At 42.8% G+C, this 22,380-nt stretch carries 12 protein-coding genes, 14 tRNA genes and 3 rRNA genes; 1 reads left to right on the top strand and 28 read right to left on the bottom strand.

Annotated elements, in window-relative coordinates; genetic code table 11:
• The first annotated feature begins 50 nt into the window (after window positions 1–50).
• The gene (locus ACZ9EE_RS27005) at window positions 51–410 is read left to right on the top strand and encodes a response regulator transcription factor (protein ID WP_476031656.1); all 360 of its coding nucleotides are present in this window, start codon (window positions 51–53) and stop codon (window positions 408–410) included.
• A gap of 66 nt (window positions 411–476) precedes the next feature.
• On the opposite strand, the gene dacB is transcribed toward ACZ9EE_RS27005, so the two are convergent.
• From dacB to ACZ9EE_RS26865, 28 genes are all read right to left on the bottom strand, one after another.
• Complete coding sequence (gene dacB / locus ACZ9EE_RS27000; RefSeq protein ID WP_476031655.1) at window positions 477–1,985, bottom strand: D-alanyl-D-alanine carboxypeptidase/D-alanyl-D-alanine endopeptidase; 1,509 nt, start codon at window positions 1,983–1,985, stop codon at window positions 477–479.
• Between the two features lie 97 nt (window positions 1,986–2,082).
• Window positions 2,083–3,942 carry a M6 family metalloprotease domain-containing protein gene (locus ACZ9EE_RS26995; RefSeq protein WP_476031654.1) on the bottom strand — a complete coding sequence of 620 codons (1,860 nt, stop codon included), beginning with the start codon at window positions 3,940–3,942 and terminating at the stop codon, window positions 2,083–2,085.
• Between the two features lie 188 nt (window positions 3,943–4,130).
• Window positions 4,131–6,707, bottom strand: a complete 2,577-nt coding sequence (locus ACZ9EE_RS26990) for a DEAD/DEAH box helicase (protein ID WP_476031653.1) — start codon at window positions 6,705–6,707, stop codon at window positions 4,131–4,133.
• 386 nt (window positions 6,708–7,093) lie between these two features.
• Window positions 7,094–7,285 (bottom strand): YbxH family protein, encoded by a 192-nt coding sequence (locus tag ACZ9EE_RS26985; RefSeq protein WP_476031652.1) that lies wholly within the window; start codon window positions 7,283–7,285, stop codon window positions 7,094–7,096.
• A gap of 109 nt (window positions 7,286–7,394) precedes the next feature.
• Window positions 7,395–10,064, bottom strand: coding sequence for a pyruvate, phosphate dikinase (gene ppdK / locus ACZ9EE_RS26980; RefSeq protein ID WP_476031651.1), 2,670 nt, complete (start codon window positions 10,062–10,064; stop codon window positions 7,395–7,397).
• 2 nt (window positions 10,065–10,066) lie between these two features.
• A complete protein-coding gene (locus tag ACZ9EE_RS26975) occupies window positions 10,067–10,915 on the bottom strand; it encodes a pyruvate, water dikinase regulatory protein (RefSeq protein WP_476031650.1) in 849 nt (282 codons plus the stop codon).
• Window positions 10,899–11,546: a transcriptional regulator CcpN gene (gene ccpN / locus ACZ9EE_RS26970; protein WP_476031649.1), complete on the bottom strand. Its 648-nt coding sequence runs from the start codon at window positions 11,544–11,546 to the stop codon at window positions 10,899–10,901. The genes ACZ9EE_RS26975 and ccpN overlap by 17 nt, the downstream gene beginning before the upstream one ends.
• A 202-nt stretch (window positions 11,547–11,748) precedes the next feature.
• Window positions 11,749–12,558 (bottom strand): bifunctional DNA-formamidopyrimidine glycosylase/DNA-(apurinic or apyrimidinic site) lyase, encoded by an 810-nt coding sequence (gene mutM / locus ACZ9EE_RS26965; RefSeq protein ID WP_476031648.1) that lies wholly within the window; start codon window positions 12,556–12,558, stop codon window positions 11,749–11,751.
• A gap of 128 nt (window positions 12,559–12,686) precedes the next feature.
• Window positions 12,687–12,760 (bottom strand) — tRNA-Ile (locus ACZ9EE_RS26960).
• Between the two features lie 7 nt (window positions 12,761–12,767).
• Window positions 12,768–12,841: transfer RNA gene (locus ACZ9EE_RS26955), tRNA-Gly, on the bottom strand.
• 18 nt (window positions 12,842–12,859) lie between these two features.
• Window positions 12,860–12,944, bottom strand: a tRNA-Leu gene (locus ACZ9EE_RS26950).
• A 23-nt stretch (window positions 12,945–12,967) separates the two neighbouring features.
• Window positions 12,968–13,041, bottom strand: a tRNA-Trp gene (locus ACZ9EE_RS26945).
• A gap of 5 nt (window positions 13,042–13,046) precedes the next feature.
• Window positions 13,047–13,131 (bottom strand) — tRNA-Tyr (locus tag ACZ9EE_RS26940).
• 14 nt (window positions 13,132–13,145) lie between these two features.
• A tRNA-Ser gene (locus ACZ9EE_RS26935) sits at window positions 13,146–13,238 on the bottom strand.
• A gap of 24 nt (window positions 13,239–13,262) precedes the next feature.
• Window positions 13,263–13,339 (bottom strand) — tRNA-Met (locus ACZ9EE_RS26930).
• Window positions 13,340–13,363: 24 nt separating this feature from the next.
• Window positions 13,364–13,439: transfer RNA gene (locus tag ACZ9EE_RS26925), tRNA-Ala, on the bottom strand.
• 20 nt (window positions 13,440–13,459) lie between these two features.
• Window positions 13,460–13,536: transfer RNA gene (locus tag ACZ9EE_RS26920), tRNA-Pro, on the bottom strand.
• A 33-nt stretch (window positions 13,537–13,569) separates the two neighbouring features.
• A tRNA-Leu gene (locus ACZ9EE_RS26915) sits at window positions 13,570–13,658 on the bottom strand.
• 8 nt (window positions 13,659–13,666) lie between these two features.
• Window positions 13,667–13,738 (bottom strand) — tRNA-Gly (locus ACZ9EE_RS26910).
• A gap of 37 nt (window positions 13,739–13,775) precedes the next feature.
• Window positions 13,776–13,860 (bottom strand) — tRNA-Leu (locus ACZ9EE_RS26905).
• A 38-nt stretch (window positions 13,861–13,898) separates the two neighbouring features.
• Window positions 13,899–13,971 (bottom strand) — tRNA-Thr (locus ACZ9EE_RS26900).
• Between the two features lie 176 nt (window positions 13,972–14,147).
• Window positions 14,148–14,223: transfer RNA gene (locus tag ACZ9EE_RS26895), tRNA-Val, on the bottom strand.
• A gap of 7 nt (window positions 14,224–14,230) precedes the next feature.
• Window positions 14,231–14,346, bottom strand: a 5S ribosomal RNA gene (gene rrf, locus ACZ9EE_RS26890).
• Between the two features lie 77 nt (window positions 14,347–14,423).
• Window positions 14,424–17,365: ribosomal RNA gene (locus tag ACZ9EE_RS26885) — 23S ribosomal RNA — on the bottom strand.
• Between the two features lie 198 nt (window positions 17,366–17,563).
• Window positions 17,564–19,116: ribosomal RNA gene (locus tag ACZ9EE_RS26880) — 16S ribosomal RNA — on the bottom strand.
• The 16S, 23S and 5S rRNA genes sit together here with 14 tRNA genes alongside, the layout of an rRNA operon.
• A gap of 586 nt (window positions 19,117–19,702) precedes the next feature.
• Complete coding sequence (locus ACZ9EE_RS26875) at window positions 19,703–20,473, bottom strand: class I SAM-dependent methyltransferase (RefSeq protein ID WP_476031647.1); 771 nt, start codon at window positions 20,471–20,473, stop codon at window positions 19,703–19,705.
• Between the two features lie 114 nt (window positions 20,474–20,587).
• Complete coding sequence (locus ACZ9EE_RS26870; protein ID WP_476033114.1) at window positions 20,588–21,340, bottom strand: exodeoxyribonuclease III; 753 nt, start codon at window positions 21,338–21,340, stop codon at window positions 20,588–20,590.
• A gap of 162 nt (window positions 21,341–21,502) precedes the next feature.
• Window positions 21,503–22,288, bottom strand: coding sequence for a divergent polysaccharide deacetylase family protein (locus ACZ9EE_RS26865; protein WP_476031646.1), 786 nt, complete (start codon window positions 22,286–22,288; stop codon window positions 21,503–21,505).
• Window positions 22,289–22,380: the final 92 nt, after the last annotated feature.

Raw genomic sequence — 22,380 nt, 5'->3', positions numbered from 1 at the left:
GGTAGAATTAGGTAAAAAGATCTAAACGTTTTCAGGGGGTTGTGTGGTTAGTGAAAATTCTCGTTGTAGAAGACGAAATTAGGATTAGTAATTTATTACGGTTATACTTGGAACGTGAAGCGTATCAGGTTGACATGGCCGATAATGGAAAAGATGGATTGGAATTTGCTTTAAAAGAAGATTATAGTTTAATAGTTTTAGATGTCCTAATGCCTGTAAAAAATGGGTACGAGATTCTCCAAGAGGTTCGTAGGATTAAAAAAACACCTGTAATCATGCTCTCGGCAAAATGTAGTGAGGAAGATATAAAACGAGCGAAGGATTTGGGGGCAAATGATTTTATAGCCAAACCCTTTAGCCCTAGTATGGTTGTTTCAAAAATAAAAGAAATATTGTTGCAAGAAATGTAGAAAAACACCATATTAACAAGAAAATACTAAGATAGGCTGTTAAATTTAAACAGACCTATCTTTAAATTATTGATTTGCTAAAATGGTTACGAGGGTATCTTCAATTTTTTTTCCCTTTGTTTCATCAAGCATATTATTTAATAAGATAGAGAAAATTAGGATTTGCCCACTTTTCGCATTCACATATCCAGATAAAGAACTCACAGTTGAAATCGTTCCTGTCTTTGCTTTAACCCTTCCTGCCGTGCTAGGGCCAGTTAATCGTTTCCTTAACGTACCACCGACCATTTTTTCTGAATTTCCTGCGACAGGCAGCGCATTTAAATAGATAGGAAACCACTTCTCTTTCTGGACTGAATATAAAGCTAAAGAAAGTTGATTGGCCGGAATAGAATCAACCTGTGAAATGCCCGATCCGTCTCGTATCACCATTGTATTAGGATTCACTCTCAGCCTTTCCAATTCCGATTTTACTACAGATATCCCCGTATCCCAGCTGCCTTCCCCTTTTTTCACTTTACCCATTTCCTTTATTAGCATTTCGGCATGGATATTATTACTAAGTTTCATGAAAGGAATAAGCAATTTCGATAATGGCAGTGATTGATGTTTGGTTAACAGTATAGCCTTGTCAGGGACAGTACCAGTTTTAATTTTCCCAGCAACTGTAATACCATGATTCACCAATACTTGTCTAAAAAGTGATGCCGCATAACGGGTTGGTTCCCAGACTCCAATCCACTCCTTTGCTTCTTTGGCATTAATTGGCAGTGTACCACTAACGATTATTGTATTTTTTGAGTGTTCCCGTACTATTTTTAGGTTTTTTTTGCCTTCCTCAGCAACCGTAACAGCATGATTGATGATTTTCACATAATTGGTTTTCGGGGTAACTGTGACGACAACCTTTTGTCCGCTTTTGGTCCCAGGTTGCACCTTTACCTTAATGGAACCGGAATCATAATCTTTGGTAGGTGAGACGGTTAGGGCTGAAATTTGAGCACCATAATAGGCTGTTTCATCACTCCAGGGCTGATCAATTGAATAACGAACATGATCATATCGGGAATCATCCGCGACTAAATTTCCCATAATCCTTTTAATGCCAAGTTTTTCAATGGCCATTGCCATTTGCTCCAAATCGGTTTTTAGTAAGGTAGGGTCTCCATTTCCTTTTAAATATAGATTACCGTGAATCGTTTTCTTGAGCTCTGTTGCATTTGTATGTACTTCCGTTGTATAGGTGTAATCTTCTCCCAAGACATGGAGTGCTGCCGCTGCAGTCAATAGTTTCATGTTTGATGCAGGGCGTAACCGGACATTACCTTGATAATCATAAAGGATTGCTCCGTTTGCAGCAGACCTAACACTTATTCCGGCTATCGCCCCTTGTAAGGCTGGTTCCTTCATAATAACTTCATTAAGCTGCTGAGTCATATTCACATTACTAGCCATGGCTCTCTCCTGTGAATAGGATAATGCAGCAGAAGCTACTGTTATCAATATAATGAGAGTATAAATTGTTTTTTTAAGCAAACATATCCAGCCTTCCCTTTTCTTATGAGTGTGTCCCATTCTTTATAGTTTATGACAAGAACAAAAGCACATGCGCCTTGTAATTTCTTAGACCATAAAAAAACCCGGGACCAAGGATCCCGGGTTCATTAACCTACTATTTTGATTCGTTAAAGTTATAATAAAACTTTGCTGTAATTGACCCATCATTGTTTTCTTTAATGTCAGTTACATGAATGCCTGAATCAGCAGGAGTTGCACTATAGCCTTTCCAGAAGTAATAAGATCCAGTATGGACGTTTCCGGAGACAGGCGTAATTTTGCTGCCCGTTTTAAAGAAGTCTGCGGCATCTCCGCGGTTAACATTCTTTTCTAAATCATACTTTCCATCTGCCTGAAGAACTGATAGACCGTAGTGTGTAACAACAGTTCCATTGCTGGCTGTTTGTGATTGATTGAATTGGAAACGTTTATTCATCCAATTCTCTACATTATTTGGACGGAAGCCGGCAGTTTGATAAAGTGATAGTACATTTTCATCTACATGCCATGCAACCAGTCCATGAGCATCTGCACCTTCACGAATTAACCCTTTATTAAAGCCTTTTTGTTGAACATTTTCAAATAAGAAATACTCCGTGCCATTTGAGCCCGGTACCTCCATTTTAACAATTCCATTAGTTGATTCGGCTGCATTCACTGGCGGTAAAGTGATTGTTTGGACACCATCTGTTGGCTTAACTTCTATAGGACTAGCCCAGCCAAGGAAAATTTTTGAATATGGGTCGAAATGGGTTGGCGAGTTACCAGAAAAAGCCGCTGCATCAGGATATCTCATCCAAGAACCGCCCGCCATCATGGAGTAGTTTCCGACGCCTTCTGAAGTATAAACCGTATCATAGAAATCTGGAAGACCTAAAGCATGTCCAAATTCGTGGGCGAACACACCAGCTTGTCCAGGGAATGGACCTGTTTTCGAAGCTTCATCATAGCCGCCTGTTGACTCATTATAACCTGCTACGTTTCCGCCGATTTCTGGCTGGATATTATAATTGTTTACTAGAACCCCGTCTAATGTATGGTCTTTAATAAATTGAGCCTGCCAAGTACTCATTTCCGCTGAAGAAACTTTACCGTCTTTGTTTACATCTGGAGTAAAGTAACCTGTCTCATAGTACTTTCCATAATATTGGGCACTTAACGCGTTCCATTTGTGTGACCAAATTTGGGCTGGGTCGCCACTAAATTCGGCACCTGTACCTTCATGAACAATAAATACGTTTGGTACTTGTCCATTTACAGCATATTTGGAGTAATCTACTACACTATCAGCTGCTTTAAATAGATCGGTCACTAGTTCGCCATTATGGGCATCACCATTAACGTTACCGTTAACATACTTACCGCCTTCCGCATATGTCCCATCTTGGTCTAAGTAGTAGGATGCACCTTTAGGAAGTTCAACCCAAACCAGATCAGTATTATCCTTTTTAACTAGTTTCACTTTTCCATAACTTGATTCCTTATAAATATTCTGCATGGTTCTATCGGTTGGAGCTTTTTCCCCATTGAATTGCGCATACTTCTTAAATTCATCCAATTCATATGGATTATAATGATCACCAAAAATTAAATCTTCAAAATACTTTGCAGGGACTTGCCCAGGTACATCGCCCTTTGGCTCATCTCCATCTTTAAATTTTGCTAAGATAACTAATACTGGTACGTCTCCAATCGCAGGCTGATTGGTTACATGGTTATCGCCAGCCTGTTCAAACTTTACCCCTTGCTGGTTAGCTATTTTTTCAGCAGGGTCAACTTTTGATAAATCTTTGCCTAATTCCTTTGCCTTATCTTGAAGCTCAGGAGATGCGCTTACATAGTGAGCGAGGCTTAATTCGTATGTACTTTTTGGTGCAGCTGCCTTTGCTGAAGAACCACTAGTTGGAACACCGCTAAAAGCAACACTTCCTGCCAAGAATAAAGCGAACGCAGATTTGGAAAGAACCTTTAACATATTCAACACCCCTTTTTGTTGTAGAATTCAAACTTATCAGAATAGTACATAAATAAGAAGTTACTATATTACTATTATTTAGAAACTCGAAATATAGGACTTAATCCTCAAAACTTAATCCTGAATAGTGCCCTTAAAAAAAGTAATGAAAAAAGACCTAATTTAGGCCTTTTTACACTATCCATATATTAATATTTCTCACCATATCGATATCGTTTATACTTGGCGGCATGACAAGCATCACAGTTCGGAAAGCTGTGATCCCATGGCAGTTTTTTTCCACAGGTTTTGCACTTTTTAACAAATTTTCTTATATCCGTTTTCAAGCGGTCTTGAACCAGATCACTTACCTCTTCACGGAGCCGCTCCCAATAAATGGCTTCCGTCCGCTGACCTAACCTGTATAAAAATAAAAGATGCAGCCCAATGGCTTTATAACTTAATTCTAAATCCTCCAGGCTTCGATCCTTGATAGACGGCTCCGGCAGCTCCCTTCCTTGGATGAGTGCGTACATTGTATCTTCCCATTGTCTCGTTAACACCTGTTCATTTTTTGAAAAAGGCAGGTGTAAAAAGCCATATAGGTCCATTAGAGAGAGACGCGCTTCCACCTCAGTCCCCGCCACAATTTGATACAGTGACTTTTCTTCTGATAAAGAAGCCTTTTTCGTTCCCTTAGGACTTTCAAATTTATCCCATAGTTCAAAAAATGTCCCTAAGTCGTGATAATAACGCTGAAAGCGTTCAAAGACCGAGTTGGTTGGGGCAATGGCAAAGGTATGAACTGGTTCATCCTCCTGCTCCAGTAAATTCCGCATCTTTTTAATATCACTTGTGAAAGCAACTTTTCCAACATCATAAATCCCTTTTCGACCAGCACGACCGGCAATTTGCTTCACTTCTTGTGAAGTTAACAGCCGTCTTCTTGTACCATCAAACTTGTCATTTTCCAGAAAAACAATTCGGCGGATTGGCAAGTTTAGACCCATTCCTATAGCATCTGTGGCGACAATCACTTTGGTCTTGCCGGTATTGAATTGCTCAATCTGTTTTTTCCTCGTTTCCGGCGGCATGCTCCCGTAAATCATACTTACAGAATGACCGTCATTTTGCAGCCTTGATGCCGTTTCAAGGACACGTCTTCTGGAAAAACAGATTAAGGCATCTCCTTTTTTAACGTGTTTGATATTAAACTCTTTCTTTTCCACTTCCAGAGGGGTATCGCGGCTATATTCGTGTATTTCAATATTAGCATCACCTAATAACTGGAGTACCATCGTCCTGGCATTGCGGCTGCCGATTATATGAACCTCCGCTGCATTTGCCTTGGTGATCGCTTTATACCAAGCAAAACCGCGGTCCTTGTCAGTTAGCATTTGTGCCTCGTCAATAACCACAACCTCATAATACTCTTTTTCATGAAACATTTCGACGGTACAAGAAATATGCTCTGCACCGGCAACGATTTTTTCTTCTTCTCCTGTTTTTAATGAGCAGGGTATTCCTTCGCCATTTAATTTGTCGTAAACCTCTAGTGCTAATAAGCGAAGTGGTGCTAAATATAAACCGCTTACGGCCTCTTTCATTTTTTCTAGGGCGTGATGGGTTTTACCGGTATTGGTCTCGCCAATATGCAGAACATAGCGGACATTTCGTCGTAGCGAAGGGTCGTACTCTTCCCCAAAAATATCCCGCATCATCCGTTCTTCCGCTTCTTTTTTACGCTGAAGTTCTTCTTCCTCCGCCTTTTTCTTTATTTCTCGCTCTTGGTAATCCTTTTCAAAGATCTCCCTATGGACATCCTCATCAAAAGGGATTTCCGCTAACCTCAATAAATCTGTAAGATATTCTTGCTGAATATCCTCGATAAAATAGCTCTCTACATCATATAGAGGCTGTGTGATGCTCCCTTTAACAAAGGATGCTGTTAGTTCTTCATGACAGCTTTTATAAAAATCCTCCTTAAGTTCATTCGGGAGCTGTGCGAGTATTTTTTGAGGTATTAGCTCTGATAAATAATCAGAAATTAAGCTTTCATAGAGAAAAAAATACGTTTGATATTCATAAAAGCTTCTTCCCCAATGCAAAGTTTTATGAATATCGCCAGTCAGTTCCTCAAAGAAGCTGGCAACTGTTGTATAGGCAGACGGATTAAATCCTCCTTGGTCAACTAATTTTTCTTCTAGGGCAAAGGTATCAACCGATTGAAATTTAACATTGTTTTTTATGTCAGCCACGAGCTGTTTCGCCACAAAATACCGAACATATAAATAAAAGAGCTCGTAGTAATCTTCTAATACTCCAACCGCATAGTCCTCTATTTCCGTTTGAACGGATTGCTTCTGTGCTTCAAGTTTTTTCTGTTTTTCCTTCTCTAAGAAATTCTCTTTGGCGGCATGATAGCGGTGAGCCCATTTCTCCTTCTGACCTTCGAATTTTTCTCTAAGCCATTCCATCGCATTAAAAGGTAAATAGGTTCTCATTTCATCGCGAAAGAGTTTATTAATCAGCTTTCGGTCAATGCCCTGAACTTCATACTCTCGTTCGCTTAAATATTGTTTTTTTTCATTTTTTGAAACATCGTTCGTGACTTTATTTAACCAGACATTTATCCAAATTTGCTCACTATAATGGCCACGTTCAGCTAAATACTCTTCAAAAGATGGCAGAGTTTCTTTTGTTTCAAAATAACGATCAATATCTTCATATATTTTTTTCTTTGTCTGTTCAATCGCTTGAGGGTATATAACAGTTAATTTATTCAAATCTCATCCCTCCAGGGAAAATTTGATTTTCCTTTTTTCTCGAAGTTATGTATAATGTGAGTATAGATTATCGTATAGTAAAAAAGACCGAGCATCACGACAAACCGGCTCGGTCATGCAATAGCTGCTTCCCTTTTCCGGGGATCGGCGTTACGGACCATAATCCACCGCTTCTGCTTGCCGGCTCAAGGGTGGATTATTTTTTTTTGTGGAAGGACAGAACCGTGACAATGAGACTAGCAAACGATAAGCTAAACATCAATGCCTGAAAAACTGTCAAAAAGCATCACCCCCTTTCAGTTAGGAGATGTGCCGTCCACCCTTGAGAAAAACTATGCTATTGCATGTTCATTATAGCATTAATCAAAATATCGAACAAGTGTTCTTTAAATATTATGTTTATTACAGTAATCATCAACTAATTCCTCAATTTTGTCCAGTTCAGGATACTTACCTGTAAACTTAAATTGAATTTCTTCAATAAAACTCTCGCGATTATACACATGGATTGCCCCGTTTTGCTGGATGACACTATATTCAGGTACAAATCGATATCCGCTTCGTTCAATTGCCCCCATACTAATCCCCTTTTACATTTTTTTATAGTATCTGCAGAAAGCATTCATATCATCCTTAGGCAAAAGAAAGAGGATGGTGCACGATACACACATCCCCTTCCTTATTCTATTACGCTGTAGTATATACCTCTTGTTTATTTAAATCATGACGAATGGTTGCCTGTGCAGCGGCTAAACGGGCAAGCGGTACACGGTATGGCGAGCAGCTGACATAATCTAGACCGATTCTGTAACAGAAATCAATCGAACTTTTCTCTCCGCCATGTTCTCCACAAATCCCTGTTTTTAAAGCTGGTTTTGTCGCACGACCGAGCTTCACACCTGTTTCGACCAATTTACCAACTCCATCCTGATCAAGTACAGCAAATGGATTATCCGGCAGTACTTTATTTTCAATATAGGCCTGCAGGAATTTTCCTTCCGCATCATCCCGGCTATAGCCAAATGTAGTCTGAGTTAGATCGTTTGTTCCAAAAGAGAAGAAGTCAGCTTCCTCGGCGATCTGATCTGCTGTTAAGGCCGCTCGAGGAATTTCTATCATCGTACCAATTGTATAGTGGAAATTTTTCCCGGTTTCTTGCTGAACAAGCTCTGCAGCTTCCATCACTAATTGGCGCATCTGTTTCAACTCGTTCACATGACCAACTAATGGAATCATGATTTCAGGCTGAACTTCCAAGCCTTTTTCAGCAAGTTGTGCAGCGGCATAAAAGATGGCTCTTGCCTGCATGTCATAAATTTCTGGATAAATCATCCCTAATCGGCAGCCGCGGTGTCCTAGCATTGGGTTAAACTCATCTAATTGACGAACCTTTTTAAGCAATTGTTCTTTCCTCTTTAATTCAGCTGATTGTGGATCAATAATTTGAAGCTTAGTGACTTCAACTAATAGTTCCTCTTTATCCGGTAAAAACTCATGGAGTGGCGGATCTAGTAAACGAATGGTAACAGGGAAGCCCTGCATGGCTTCAAAAATCCCTTCAAAATCGCCTTGCTGCATTGGTAACAGTTCGCTTAAGGCTTCCATTCTTTCAGAGTAATTATCGGCCAAAATCATTTTTTGGACGATTGGAATCCGCTTCAAGTCCATAAACATATGCTCCGTACGGCATAATCCTATGCCGCCTGCGCCAAATTCAAAAGATTTCTTAGCATCTTCCGGATTGTCGGCGTTAGCACGAACGCCAATTTTCCGCTCTTGGTCAGCCCAAGCTAAAAGAAGTTGAAATTCATCGGAAAGTTCCGGGTCAATCATCGGAATTTCCCCAAGCATAATTTCTCCTGTGGACCCATCGATCGTAATAATCTCACCATAATTCACCACTGTTTCACCAACAGTAAATTGTTTTGCTCTTAAATCGATTTTTAATGCCTCGCACCCACAAATACAAGCTTTTCCCATCCCGCGTGCGACAACAGCAGCGTGGCTGGTCATTCCGCCACGGCTTGTTAAAATGGCTTGCGCGGCGACGATGCCGTGAATATCGTCGGGAGTTGTTTCCGGTCTAACGAGAATCACTTTTTTCCCATCATTCCCTAAACTTTCCGCTTCATCAGCATCGAAAACCACCTGACCTGTAGCCGCACCAGGTGAGGCAGGTAACCCTTTCGTTAAAATGTTTTTATTAAATTTATCATCAATCCGGCGGTGGAGCAGCTGATTTAATTGGTCAGGGTCGACCCGTAATAAGGCCGTTTTTTTATCGATAATTCCTTCTTGAACCATCTCCACTGCAATTCGAATCGCTGCTTGTGCCGTTCTTTTCCCATTCCGTGTTTGCAGGATGAAGAGTGCGCCTCTTTCTACAGTAAATTCAATATCTTGCATTTCTAGATAATGCTGTTCAAGTATATTACATGTATCTGTAAATTGCTTATATACCTCTGGCATTTCGTCTTTTAAGGTTACGATTGGCTGCGGTGTGCGAATACCAGCAACAACATCTTCACCTTGGGCATTTATTAAGTATTCTCCGTATAAAGCATGCTCGCCTGTTGAAGGATTTCGCGTAAAGGCAACACCAGTACCTGAATCATCACCCATATTTCCAAACACCATACTTTGAATATTTACAGCCGTACCAAGATATTCTGGGATTTTATTCAAGCGGCGGTAAACGATGGCGCGCTGATTGTTCCAAGAATTAAAAACAGCGTTAATAGCAAGGAAGAGCTGTTGTTTTGGGTCCTGAGGAAAGTTTTTTCTAGTATGCTTTTTGACAATCCCTTTATAGCCGAGGATCACTTCTTGCCAATCCTCTGCTGTCATTTCTGGATCTGAACTGTAGCCTTTCTGTTCGCGTGTTTCTTCTAGGTGTTGCTCAAAGTAAAAAGTATCAATTTCTAAGACTACATTACTAAACATCTGAATGAAGCGCCGGTAGGAATCATAAGCAAAACGAGGATTTTTTGTTAATGTGGCTAAACCTGCTACCGTTTCATCGTTCATTCCGAGGTTTAAAATTGTATCCATCATCCCTGGCATTGAAAAAACGGAGCCTGACCGTACTGACACTAATAATGGGTTTTTGGGGTCGCCCAATTTTTTTCCCATTTTTTCTTCTAAGCCGCATAGAGCTTCCAGCGTTTGTTTTTCTACTTCTGCTGGAATGGTTTTACTAGCTTCATAGTAAGCATTACAGGCCTGGGTCGTTATCGTAAAACCAAATGGCACGGGAAGGCCAATTCTAGTCATTTCTGCGAGATTTGCCCCTTTACCCCCGAGTAAGTCTCTCATATTACCGTGTCCCTCATCAAATAAGTAAACAAATTTCTCCATCACTAAAAGCTCCTCTCTTTTTTTAAAACGTCTAGTATTAAACCTGCAGTTTCTTCCACTGCTTTATTTGATACATCAATGATGGGGCAGCCCACCCGCTTCATAATTTTTTCTGCATGGTCTAGTTCTTTTAATATCCTCTCATAACTGGCGTAGTTTGCCCGTGAAGCTAAACCTAACGCTCTTAGTCGTTCTTTGCGGATTTCATTTAACTTGTCAGGTGAGATAATAAGCCCGATACAATTCTTTCTTGGGATCTGAAATAACTCTTCCGGGGGCTGCACTTCCGGCACAAGCGGAACATTGGCCACTTTAAATCGTTTATGCGCTAAATACATCGACAGCGGTGTTTTGGAAGTTCGCGATACACCGATTAAGACGATATCCGCTTTTGTTAGACCTCTTGGGTCACGTCCATCATCATACTTAACGGCAAATTCGATAGCTTCTATTTTTCGAAAGTATTCCTCATCGAGTTTCCTCATTAATCCTGGTCGGTGATGCGGTGCCTTATTAAATTTGGTTTCAAATGCATTCATTAATGGACTCAGTAAATCGACTGCCATAATACCTTCTTCAGCAGCACGACGGTCTAAATACTCCTTTAAGGATGGGATGACAATCGTATAAGCGATAATCGAATTAGACCTCAGCGCTAATAGTATGACATCCTCAATATCCTCAAGATCTTCGACATAGGAATTACGACGTATGTCAACCTGGCCCCCATTAAATTGGGTTGCAACCGCCTTCACAACAAATCCTGCTGTTTCCCCAACTGAATCGGAAACCACATAAACCACTTCTTTTTGTGCCAAAATGCCAGCCACTCCCTTAGTCTGATTTTTCATCCATCATTTCTAAATATGCCCTTGTGATTGTTGTTTTCGTAATTCGCCCTACTAACAAATATGTATTCTCTTGTCCGTCACTTTCCCGGACCACAGGAAGGGAATCAATGTGATTTTGAATCATTTTTTTAGCTGCCTCATGTAAAGTTTCTTCCGGATAGATGGTGATAATATTCGGCATTCTCGTCATAATGACGCTGACTGGTAACTCTGAAAGATTTTGATTACCTAATGATGCTCGAAGTAAATCCTTTCTTGAAATCACCCCAGCTAGATGACCATCTAAATCAACCGCGTAAAGTGTACCAACATCCTCTAAAAATAAATGGACAATGGCATCGTAAACAGATGTTGATTTTCCAACTACAATAGGGTGTGCTTTATAATTATTGACACTTTGATGCAGGATTCTCTCCGCTTGGCGCTTTACCTTAAATTTGTCATTATAAAAATATCCAACACGCGGCCTGGCATCAATATTGCCAGACATGGTCAAGATGGCTAAGTCAGGTCTTAACGCCGCCCTTGATAAAGACAACTTTTCAGCAATCTCTTTCCCGGTAATTGGTCCATTAAGTTTAACAATTTCCAGAATTTCGTCCTGACGCTTTGAAAGTTTTATCGTTACCACCCCCCTTTACCCTATTAATAACCTATAATAATTAAACTCACTTTAAATGTGTTATACTTATTTATATTTAGTATATAACATTAATGTATAAAGTGAAACCACTTTTTGTTAAAAAATAAACATGATATCGATTGATTAATGAATCACAAAAAAGGCTCAAACGATCGTGTTAAATCGTTTGAGCCTTTTTTATATAACTTCATTATTTCTGGCAATTAGGACAATAAAATGTTTTTCTGGAGGAAATCATTTCAATAATGATGGTTGTTCCACACCGATTACACGGTTGGCCTTCCCGGTCATAAACCTGGCATCGTTGATTAAAACCACCTGTTAATGTGTCACCCTTATAGAGCGGATTATCCATATAACCGCCGTGCTTAATTCCATCCTGAAGAACATTTTTCATTGAATCGTATAGTTGGCTTCGGTCACCATCGTTTATGTCATCAATATCCTTAGTTGGTTTTATTCCAGCATGAAAGCAGATCTCTGCAGAGTAGTAATTTCCGATGCCGGCAATAAATGATTGATCGAGCAATGTCGTTTTTAAACGGCCATGTTTACTACCTATAATTTTTAAAAAATCATTTTCGTTAAATTTTGGATCTAATGGCTCTGGCCCTAATTCCGACAGCTTTTCCTCTGTTTGGATCTGATTATATAGGTGTAAATAGCCTAAACGAAGACCAATAAAATAAAGATGATTTTGTCCAAATGATAAACGCACCTGTATTGTTCTGTTAGGTTTGTCCGACTCAGTTCCAAAAAACATCCATCCACCTAACATTAAGTGTAATAATAGCGTTTGATCATTTTGCAGCTGGAATAGAAGGTGCTTTCCTCGACGTTTGATATCGATTATTTGCTGGTGCTGCACAGTTTTTTTGAAAAGATCAGGATTGATGTTAATCGATTTCTCACGATTTATTTGAACGTCAGTTATTACTTGGTTAGCAATTTTTTGTTTTAATTGGTTCTTATAATTTTCCATCTCTGGGAGCTCAGGCATGTATTGACTCCTCCCCCATTCCATTTTCTTAGTATCGTTCCCAATTACATTATAGAAAATGAATAAATACTTTAATAATACAAAAAAACCGAACAGTGACTGTTCGGTTTGATCATTTAATTTATGAGTGGGCCTAAATGGACTCGAACCATCGACCTCACGCTTATCAGGCGTGCGCTCTAACCAGCTGAGCTATAGGCCCTTTAATTTGGAGCGGGTGATGGGAATCGAACCCACTACATCAGCTTGGAAGGCTGAGGTTTTACCAGTAAACTACACCCGCAATAGTATTAATCCTAGATGGTACCGATGGTCGGGGTCGAACCGACACTCCTCACGGAACACGATTTTGAGTCGTGCGCGTCTGCCAATTCCGCCACATCGGCAAGTAGTAGAACAAAATTAAATTTGGCAGGGGCAGTAGGAATCGAACCCACACTGAAGGTTTTGGAGACCTTAGTTCTACCTTTAAACTATGCCCCTATAAGTGGTGGAGGGGGACGGATTCGAACCGCCGAACCCTGAGGGAGCGGATTTACAGTCCGCCGCGTTTAGCCACTTCGCTACCCCTCCAAAGAATATAAAAATGGCGGAGGAAGAGGGATTCGAACCCCCGCGCGGTTTAACCCGCCTGTCGGTTTTCAAGACCGATCCCTTCAGCCGGACTTGGGTATTCCTCCATTTAAAAACCACATTTATAATTATGGTAGCGGCGGAGGGGATCGAACCCCCGACCTTACGGGTATGAACCGTACGCTCTAGCCAGCTGAGCTACACCGCCATAATATCATTTTTTTTTAAGCATTGGTGGAGTCTAGGGGGATCGAACCCCTGACCTCCTGCGTGCAAAGCAGGCGCTCTCCCAGCTGAGCTAAGACCCCATTTTGTTTAAGAAGTTTCATGGTCGGGAAGACAGGATTCGAACCTGCGACCCCTTGGTCCCAAACCAAGTGCTCTACCAAGCTGAGCTACTTCCCGAAATTATAAGACTATTTGCTAGTGCAAAAAGTATGGTGCCGAGGACCGGAATCGAACCGGTACGGTAGTCACCTACCGCAGGATTTTAAGTCCTGTGCGTCTGCCAGTTCCGCCACCCCGGCAATTTGAGAGCGGAAGACGGGATTCGAACCCGCGACCCCCACCTTGGCAAGGTGGTGTTCTACCACTGAACTACTTCCGCATTATGAATAAATAATTTTTTGCATTCGAAAAAACTTTGGTGCGGGTGAAGGGAGTCGAACCCCCACGCCTTGCGGCGCCAGATCCTAAGTCTGGTGCGTCTGCCAATTCCGCCACACCCGCATATTCAAATAAGTAAAAAGCAGCTGTAAGAAAAAAGGTGCCGGCGAGAGGACTTGAACCCCCAACCTACTGATTACAAGTCAGTTGCTCTACCAATTGAGCTACCCCGGCGTAAAGTAAGGAATATATAATAATTTCAAACACGCTGTCGTTGTTACCGTCATCCTGACCTCAGAAAGATTATTCAAGTAGCAGCTCGGTCAGTATGCTGAAGTTTATTCAAGAAGCTCATTCGGTCTTGCTCTACCAATTGAGCTACCCCGGCGTCGTAAATTAAGGAAAAATTATGGTGGAGGATGACGGGATCGAACCGCCGACCCTCTGCTTGTAAGGCAGATGCTCTCCCAGCTGAGCTAATCCTCCAGATAAAGCCTGGCAACGTCCTACTCTCACAGGGACAAAGTCCCAACTACCATCGGCGCTGAGAAGCTTAACTTCCGTGTTCGGTATGGGAACGGGTGTGACCTTCTCGCCTTAATTACCAGACTATTTAATTAGAGAGTTCGTTCTCTCAAAACTAGATAATGTGTAGAAGAAGTAAAAACGAGTTCGCCTTATAGACTATGGTTAAGTCCTCGATCGATTAGTATCAGTCAGCTCCACATGTCGCCACGCTTCCACCTCTGACCTATCAACCTGATCATCTTTCAGGGATCTTACTAGCTTGACGCTATGGGAAATCTCATCTTGAGGGGGGCTTCATGCTTAGATGCTTTCAGCACTTATCCCGTCCGCACATAGCTACCCAGCGATGCCTTTGGCAAGACAACTGGTACACCAGCGGTGCGTCCATCCCGGTCCTCTCGTACTAAGGACAGCTCCTCTCAAATTTCCTGCGCCCACGACGGATAGGGACCGAACTGTCTCACGACGTTCTGAACCCAGCTCGCGTACCGCTTTAATGGGCGAACAGCCCAACCCTTGGGACCGACTACAGCCCCAGGATGCGATGAGCCGACATCGAGGTGCCAAACCTCCCCGTCGATGTGGACTCTTGGGGGAGATAAGCCTGTTATCCCCGGGGTAGCTTTTATCCGTTGAGCGATGGCCCTTCCATGCGGAACCACCGGATCACTAAGCCCGACTTTCGTCCCTGCTCGACTTGTAGGTCTCGCAGTCAAGCTCCCTTGTGCCTTTACACTCTACGAATGATTTCCAACCATTCTGAGGGAACCTTTGGGCGCCTCCGTTACTCTTTAGGAGGCGACCGCCCCAGTCAAACTGCCCACCTGACACTGTCTCCCACCCCGATTTAGGGGTGCGGGTTAGAATTTCAATACAGCCAGGGTAGTATCCCACCGACGCCTCCACCGAAGCTGGCGCTCCGGTTTCTCAGGCTCCTACCTATCCTGTACAAGCTGTACCAAAATTCAATATCAGGCTACAGTAAAGCTCCACGGGGTCTTTCCGTCCTGTCGCGGGTAACCTGCATCTTCACAGGTACTATAATTTCACCGAGTCTCTCGTTGAGACAGTGCCCAGATCGTTACGCCTTTCGTGCGGGTCGGAACTTACCCGACAAGGAATTTCGCTACCTTAGGACCGTTATAGTTACGGCCGCCGTTTACTGGGGCTTCGATTCAGAGCTTCGCGTGAGCTAACCCCTCCTCTTAACCTTCCAGCACCGGGCAGGCGTCAGCCCCTATACTTCGCCTTGCGGCTTCGCAGAGACCTGTGTTTTTGCTAAACAGTCGCCTGGGCCTATTCACTGCGGCTCTTCGAGGCTATGAACCCCAAAGAGCACCCCTTCTCCCGAAGTTACGGGGTCATTTTGCCGAGTTCCTTAACGAGAGTTCTCTCGCTCACCTTATTCTTAGGATTCTCTCCTCGCCTACCTGTGTCGGTTTGCGGTACGGGCACCTTTTATCTCGCTAGAGGCTTTTCTTGGCAGTGTGGAATCAGGAACTTCGGTACTATATTTCCCTCGCTGTCACAGCTCAGCCTTTACGAGAAGCGGATTTTCCTGCTTCTCAGCCTAACTGCTTAGACGCACATATCCAACAGTGCGCTTACCCTATCCTCCTGCGTCCCCCCATCACTCAAACGATAAAGAGGTGGTACAGGAATATCAACCTGTTGTCCATCGCCTACGCCTTTCGGCCTCGGCTTAGGTCCCGACTAACCCTGAGCGGACGAGCCTTCCTCAGGAAACCTTAGGCATTCGGTGGATGAGATTCTCACTCATCTTTCGCTACTCATACCGGCATTCTCACTTCTAAGCGCTCCACCAGTCCTTACGGTCTAGCTTCAACGCCCTTAGAACGCTCTCCTACCACTGACACCAACGGTGTCAATCCACAGCTTCGGTGATACGTTTAGCCCCGGTACATTTTCGGCGCAGAGTCACTCGACCAGTGAGCTATTACGCACTCTTTAAATGGTGGCTGCTTCTAAGCCAACATCCTGGTTGTCTAAGCAACTCCACATCCTTTTCCACTTAACGTATACTTTGGGACCTTAGCTGGTGGTCTGGGCTGTTTCCCTTTTGACTACGGATCTTATCACTCGCAGTCTGACTCCCACGGATAAGTCTTTGGCATTCGGAGTTTGTCTGAATTCGGTAACCCGATGAGGGCCCCTAGTCCAAACAGTGCTCTACCTCCAAGACTCTAACTACGTGAGGCTAGCCCTAAAGCTATTTCGGAGAGAACCAGCTATCTCCAAGTTCGATTGGAATTTCTCCGCTACCCACACCTCATCCCCGCACTTTTCAACGTGCGTGGGTTCGGGCCTCCATCCAGTGTTACCTGGACTTCACCCTGGACATGGGTAGATCACCTGGTTTCGGGTCTACGACCACATACTCATACGCCCTATTCAGACTCGCTTTCGCTGCGGCTCCGTCTCTTCAACTTAACCTTGCATGTAATCGTAACTCGCCGGTTCATTCTACAAAAGGCACGCTATCACCCATTAACGGGCTCTAACTACTTGTAGGCACACGGTTTCAGGAACTATTTCACTCCCCTTCCGGGGTGCTTTTCACCTTTCCCTCACGGTACTGGTTCACTATCGGTCACTAGGGAGTATTTAGCCTTGGGAGATGGTCCTCCCTGCTTCCGACCGGATTTCACGTGTCCGGCCGTACTCAGGATCCACTCAGGAGGGAACGAAGTTTCAACTACAGGGCTTTTACCTTCTATGACGGGCCTTTCCAGACCGCTTCATCTACCCCGTTCCTTTGTAACTCCATGTTGAGTGTCCTACAACCCCAAGAGGCAAGCCTCTTGGTTTGGGCTAATCCCGTTTCGCTCGCCGCTACTTAGGGAATCGCGTTTGCTTTCTCTTCCTCCGGGTACTTAGATGTTTCAGTTCCCCGGGTCTGCCATCAATACCCTATGTATTCAGGTAAAGATACTACTCCATTACGAGCAGTGGGTTTCCCCATTCGGAAATCTCCGGATCAAAGCTTACTTACAGCTCCCCGAAGCATATCGGTGTTAGTCCCGTCCTTCATCGGCTCCTAGTGCCAAGGCATTCACCGTGCGCCCTTTCTAACTTAACCTAAAAGGTTTACTCTATTTAAAATAGAGAGAAAAACTAAAATGGCGATTTTACTCGGTTTTTACTTGGTTTCTTCTATACGATTATCTAGTTTTCAAAGAACGATTTAAAAAAGCTTTGAGAGAATTGCTCCCTCAAAACTAAACAAACAAAAAGCGGTCAACTTCTTATCAGTCCATAAGGACTGCATTATCCTTAGAAAGGAGGTGATCCAGCCGCACCTTCCGATACGGCTACCTTGTTACGACTTCACCCCAATCATCTGTCCCACCTTAGGCGGCTGGCTCGCGAATTGCGTTACCCCACCGACTTCGGGTGTTACAAACTCTCGTGGTGTGACGGGCGGTGTGTACAAGGCCCGGGAACGTATTCACCGCGGCATGCTGATCCGCGATTACTAGCGATTCCGGCTTCATGTAGGCGAGTTGCAGCCTACAATCCGAACTGAGAATGGTTTTATGGGATTGGCTAGGCCTCGCGGCTTTGCTGCCCTTTGTACCATCCATTGTAGCACGTGTGTAGCCCAGGTCATAAGGGGCATGATGATTTGACGTCATCCCCACCTTCCTCCGGTTTGTCACCGGCAGTCACCTTAGAGTGCCCAACTGAATGCTGGCAACTAAGATCAAGGGTTGCGCTCGTTGCGGGACTTAACCCAACATCTCACGACACGAGCTGACGACAACCATGCACCACCTGTCACTCTGTCCCCCGAAGGGGAAAGTCCTATCTCTAGGAGTGTCAGAGGATGTCAAGACCTGGTAAGGTTCTTCGCGTTGCTTCGAATTAAACCACATGCTCCACCGCTTGTGCGGGCCCCCGTCAATTCCTTTGAGTTTCAGCCTTGCGGCCGTACTCCCCAGGCGGAGTGCTTAATGCGTTAGCTGCAGCACTAAAGGGCGGAAACCCTCTAACACTTAGCACTCATCGTTTACGGCGTGGACTACCAGGGTATCTAATCCTGTTTGCTCCCCACGCTTTCGCGCCTCAGCGTCAGTTACAGACCAGAAAGCCGCCTTCGCCACTGGTGTTCCTCCACATCTCTACGCATTTCACCGCTACACGTGGAATTCCGCTTTCCTCTTCTGCACTCAAGTCCCCCAGTTTCCAATGACCCTCCACGGTTGAGCCGTGGGCTTTCACATCAGACTTAAAGGACCGCCTGCGCGCGCTTTACGCCCAATAATTCCGGACAACGCTTGCCACCTACGTATTACCGCGGCTGCTGGCACGTAGTTAGCCGTGGCTTTCTGGTTAGGTACCGTCAAGGTACCGGCAGTTACTCCGGTACTTGTTCTTCCCTAACAACAGAGCTTTACGACCCGAAGGCCTTCATCACTCACGCGGCGTTGCTCCATCAGACTTTCGTCCATTGTGGAAGATTCCCTACTGCTGCCTCCCGTAGGAGTCTGGGCCGTGTCTCAGTCCCAGTGTGGCCGATCACCCTCTCAGGTCGGCTACGCATCGTCGCCTTGGTGAGCCGTTACCTCACCAACTAGCTAATGCGCCGCGGGCCCATCTGTAAGTGTCAGCCGAAACCGACTTTCAACTTTCCCACATGAGAGGGAAAGAATTATCCGGTATTAGCACCGGTTTCCCGGTGTTATCCCAGTCTTACAGGCAGGTTGCCCACGTGTTACTCACCCGTCCGCCGCTAACCAACAGGAGCAAGCTCCTATCGATTCGCTCGACTTGCATGTATTAGGCACGCCGCCAGCGTTCGTCCTGAGCCAGGATCAAACTCTCCGAGAAAGTTGATTAGCTCATTTTGTTACGTTGGCTTCATTTCATAAGAAATGAATATTATTGTTTGTTGACGTTTTTGTTTGTTTAGTTTTCAAAGAACAATTGTCATCTACTAATCTATCGATTAGCGACATTTGTTATTTTAACATAGCATTTAAAACCTGTCAACCTCTTTGCGAAATGTTGTAAATCACTTAACTCTGAAATCATTTCGTCGAAGCGACATTGATAATAATACTATCTTCCTCCAAAATAGTCAACTATCTTTTTAGATATATTTTATAAAAGTTATATCCTTATCTAATTCAAATTTAGAATAGTACAACTAAGATAATGAGTTAGTTTTAAATTACTATTCACTGGTTAAAATATTGTGGTAATATTTCTGAAGGGAATGTTGTAATGGTGAATATTAATGCGTATAAAAGAGATGAAGACAATGAACTCGTTGAGCAAGAGCAACTAGAAGATTTAAACCAAACTGATAGAGTGCCCGAGTTCGACGAAATCGGAACGGCCCTAAACGGTATATGATTTTTTAGAAAAGGCCCCTCGCACCAAGAGAATATCTCTTTTTGCAAAGGGTCTTTTCTTATTTTTTAATTGCCTTAAGAACAATGGCTTCTCCCTGAAAAGAGATTACTTGCCTATCTTCAATTAAAATCCGGAATTTCTCTTTGATACTTTTGGAAGTAGTTATGAAATACTGGGACAATTCTTTCCTTTCTTCCATTGGTAAGTTCATTCGATTACACCAGGAATCAAACTTAAAGGTTTTTTCAAAACGATGCCATTCAATAATCTCAAATCCAGCTAACTCAAGCATCCGTATCCACTCACTCTTCTTCCAAGCCCTAAAATGACTGTAATCCCGCAATTTTTCTATTTTATTATAAAATTGATCATATTTATCATCTTCTGGTACAACATTGTCATCCAGCAAAAATTGTCCGCCTTGCTTAAGGACACGGAATACTTCTGTTATAAACTGATTAATGTTAGGAAAGTGATGTGGGGCGATCCTGCACGTCACAATATCAAACGAGCCGTTCAAAAAAGGTAAATTTTCCGCATCTCCTTTTTCGAACTGTATATTCTGGTTCCCCTTTCCTTTTACGAACTTTTCCGCAGCTAATAACATCTCCTGTGTTAAATCAATTGCGGTTACTTGTTTTACTAAAGGAGCAAAGGCATTAGCTGTATGACCTCCACCCGTCGCTACATCCAGAAGTTCTTCTTTTCCTGTAATTTCAGCCATCTCGATTAGTTTTTGCAAGTCTTTCCCATCTTTGTGTATCGGACTGCTTACATAAGATTCCGCACTTTTGCCAAATTGCTGCTGCACATCCTTTTTGAGATCCATGTTTATCCCTCCAAGAATTCCTTATACCCTACCTTAACTTTAAGCTTGATTCTTCATAAAGAAAATAACAGCTTTTTTATCAATAGTGATAAGAAATTCTTATCGGACCGAAATTTAGTTAATTTCAAGGACGACTGGACAGTGATCACTACCCATTATATCGCAATGGATTTCAGCATTTACAAGACGTTCCTGCATGGAATTTGACACGATAAAGTAGTCTATACGCCAGCCAATATTTCTTTCGCGGACCTTGTTCATATATGACCACCATGTATAGGCTCCTTCCTGTTGTGGATAGAAATAACGGAAAGTGTCTATAAAACCAGAGCCCAGCAAGGTTGTCATTTTTCCTCGTTCCTCATGAGTAAAGCCTGAGTTTCCTATATTGGATTTTGGATTGCGAAGATCAATCTCCTGATGGGCGACATTTAAATCTCCACAGTATACAACTGGTTTTATTTTATCTAAATCCTTCAAATGCTGAAGGATCTGATCTTCCCATGTCAAGCGGTACCCAATTCTAGCCAGATCTCTCTGTGAATTTGGAACATAGACATTGACCAAGAAAAAATCGTCAAATTCCAAAGTGAGAATTCGTCCCTCCGCTTCCTCTTCTTCTTCTCCAACACCATATTTAACCGACAGCGGATTAACCTTTGTAAAAACGGCTGTACCGGAATAACCCTTTTTAGTAGCGTAGTTCCAATATTGATAATATCCGTCTAGTTCCAGATTGATTTGACCTTCTTGTAGTTTCGTTTCCTGTACGCAGAATATATCCGCATTTACTTCCTGAAAATAATCTATAAACCCTTTTTTTACGCATGCCCTAAGACCATTCACATTCCAAGATACTAACTTCATTTTGTCCATTCCCTCTCCCTAATTGATTCTATATGTCAACCAATGATTTGTTTATTTAATAAGTCAGGTGCCATTTTACCAGTTTAGCACGGATAGGAAAAGAATTCTGAATGACCATTGTTTTCCATCTATCAAAAAAAAGGCAGCGTCTCGCTGCCTTTGTCATGGTACAAATTGTTTTTTTGTCAGTTCACCCGCAAATAGTTCTGAAACAGGAACAATTTTTATATTCCGTTTTTTAAATTCATCCATAGCTTGAAAAATACCTACGGAACAGACTTTCCCTGTTACCCCAACATGCCCAATGGCAATCCCATTCCCTTTTATTTCTGTGACCTTTGCCAGTCTCACCATTTGTTTTTGAACATAGGAAGATGAAGAAATATCATCAAGAAACACGTCTCGTTTTAATAGTGGTACTCCAAGTTCTTTAGCAATTACAGGGAACTTTGTTCCCGGACTTGTTCCGCTGTCAATAATAAATAAGTTCTTTTCCTTTGCTACTTCTACGATTATTCGGACGATTTCTTCGTTTTCAACTGCACGGGAACCCATATGGTTATTCAAGCCAACGGCATATGGGACACTTTTTATGGCTTCTTCTACCCGCTTTCTCACTTCTTCCTTCGATAGGTCCACTGTAATAGGCTTTGGACCTAACCATGATCTTTTTCCTTTCTTTGGTTCCATCGGTAAATGAACCATAACCTCAAAACCGTTTTTATGTGCCCATTCTGCATGGGCCTTAGAATTTTCCGTAAACGGCATCACGGCGGCGGTAATAGGAATGTCCCCTTCTAAGAAGTCACGGACACCACCAGTCCCCCCGCCAAAATCGTCGATGATAATGGCTGCCTTAAGTTCTTTTTCTTCCTTTTTATTCTCTGCCGCATTTGTATGAAAAGGGAATAACAAGATTGATATAAGCACCAACACTAACTTTTTCATATAGTCCCTCCAATTGATAGCTTCAACGTTAATGTGCCCGTTTGTTTTTCCCTTTACTACCTGCTAATGACTTTTTCTGTTCCATAAAAAAA

This window comes from Bacillus sp. URHA0034 (assembly GCF_056280405.1).
The sequence above is the reverse complement of the archived record's forward strand: the minus strand, read 5'-3'. Positions and strand labels throughout refer to the sequence as shown.

Coding starts and splice junctions, on each gene's coding strand:
- mutM (WP_476031648.1), bottom strand. CDS start 12,558: ATGCCTGAGCTCCCAGAGATGGAAAATTATAAGAACCAATTAAAACAA.
- ACZ9EE_RS26995 (WP_476031654.1), bottom strand. CDS start 3,942: ATGTTAAAGGTTCTTTCCAAATCTGCGTTCGCTTTATTCTTGGCAGGA.
- dacB (WP_476031655.1), bottom strand. CDS start 1,985: ATGGGACACACTCATAAGAAAAGGGAAGGCTGGATATGTTTGCTTAAA.
- ACZ9EE_RS26985 (WP_476031652.1), bottom strand. CDS start 7,285: ATGGGGGCAATTGAACGAAGCGGATATCGATTTGTACCTGAATATAGT.
- ppdK (WP_476031651.1), bottom strand. CDS start 10,064: ATGGAGAAATTTGTTTACTTATTTGATGAGGGACACGGTAATATGAGA.
- ACZ9EE_RS26975 (WP_476031650.1), bottom strand. CDS start 10,915: ATGAAAAATCAGACTAAGGGAGTGGCTGGCATTTTGGCACAAAAAGAA.
- ACZ9EE_RS26870 (WP_476033114.1), bottom strand. CDS start 21,340: ATGAAGTTAGTATCTTGGAATGTGAATGGTCTTAGGGCATGCGTAAAA.
- ACZ9EE_RS26865 (WP_476031646.1), bottom strand. CDS start 22,288: ATGAAAAAGTTAGTGTTGGTGCTTATATCAATCTTGTTATTCCCTTTT.
- ACZ9EE_RS26875 (WP_476031647.1), bottom strand. CDS start 20,473: ATGGATCTCAAAAAGGATGTGCAGCAGCAATTTGGCAAAAGTGCGGAA.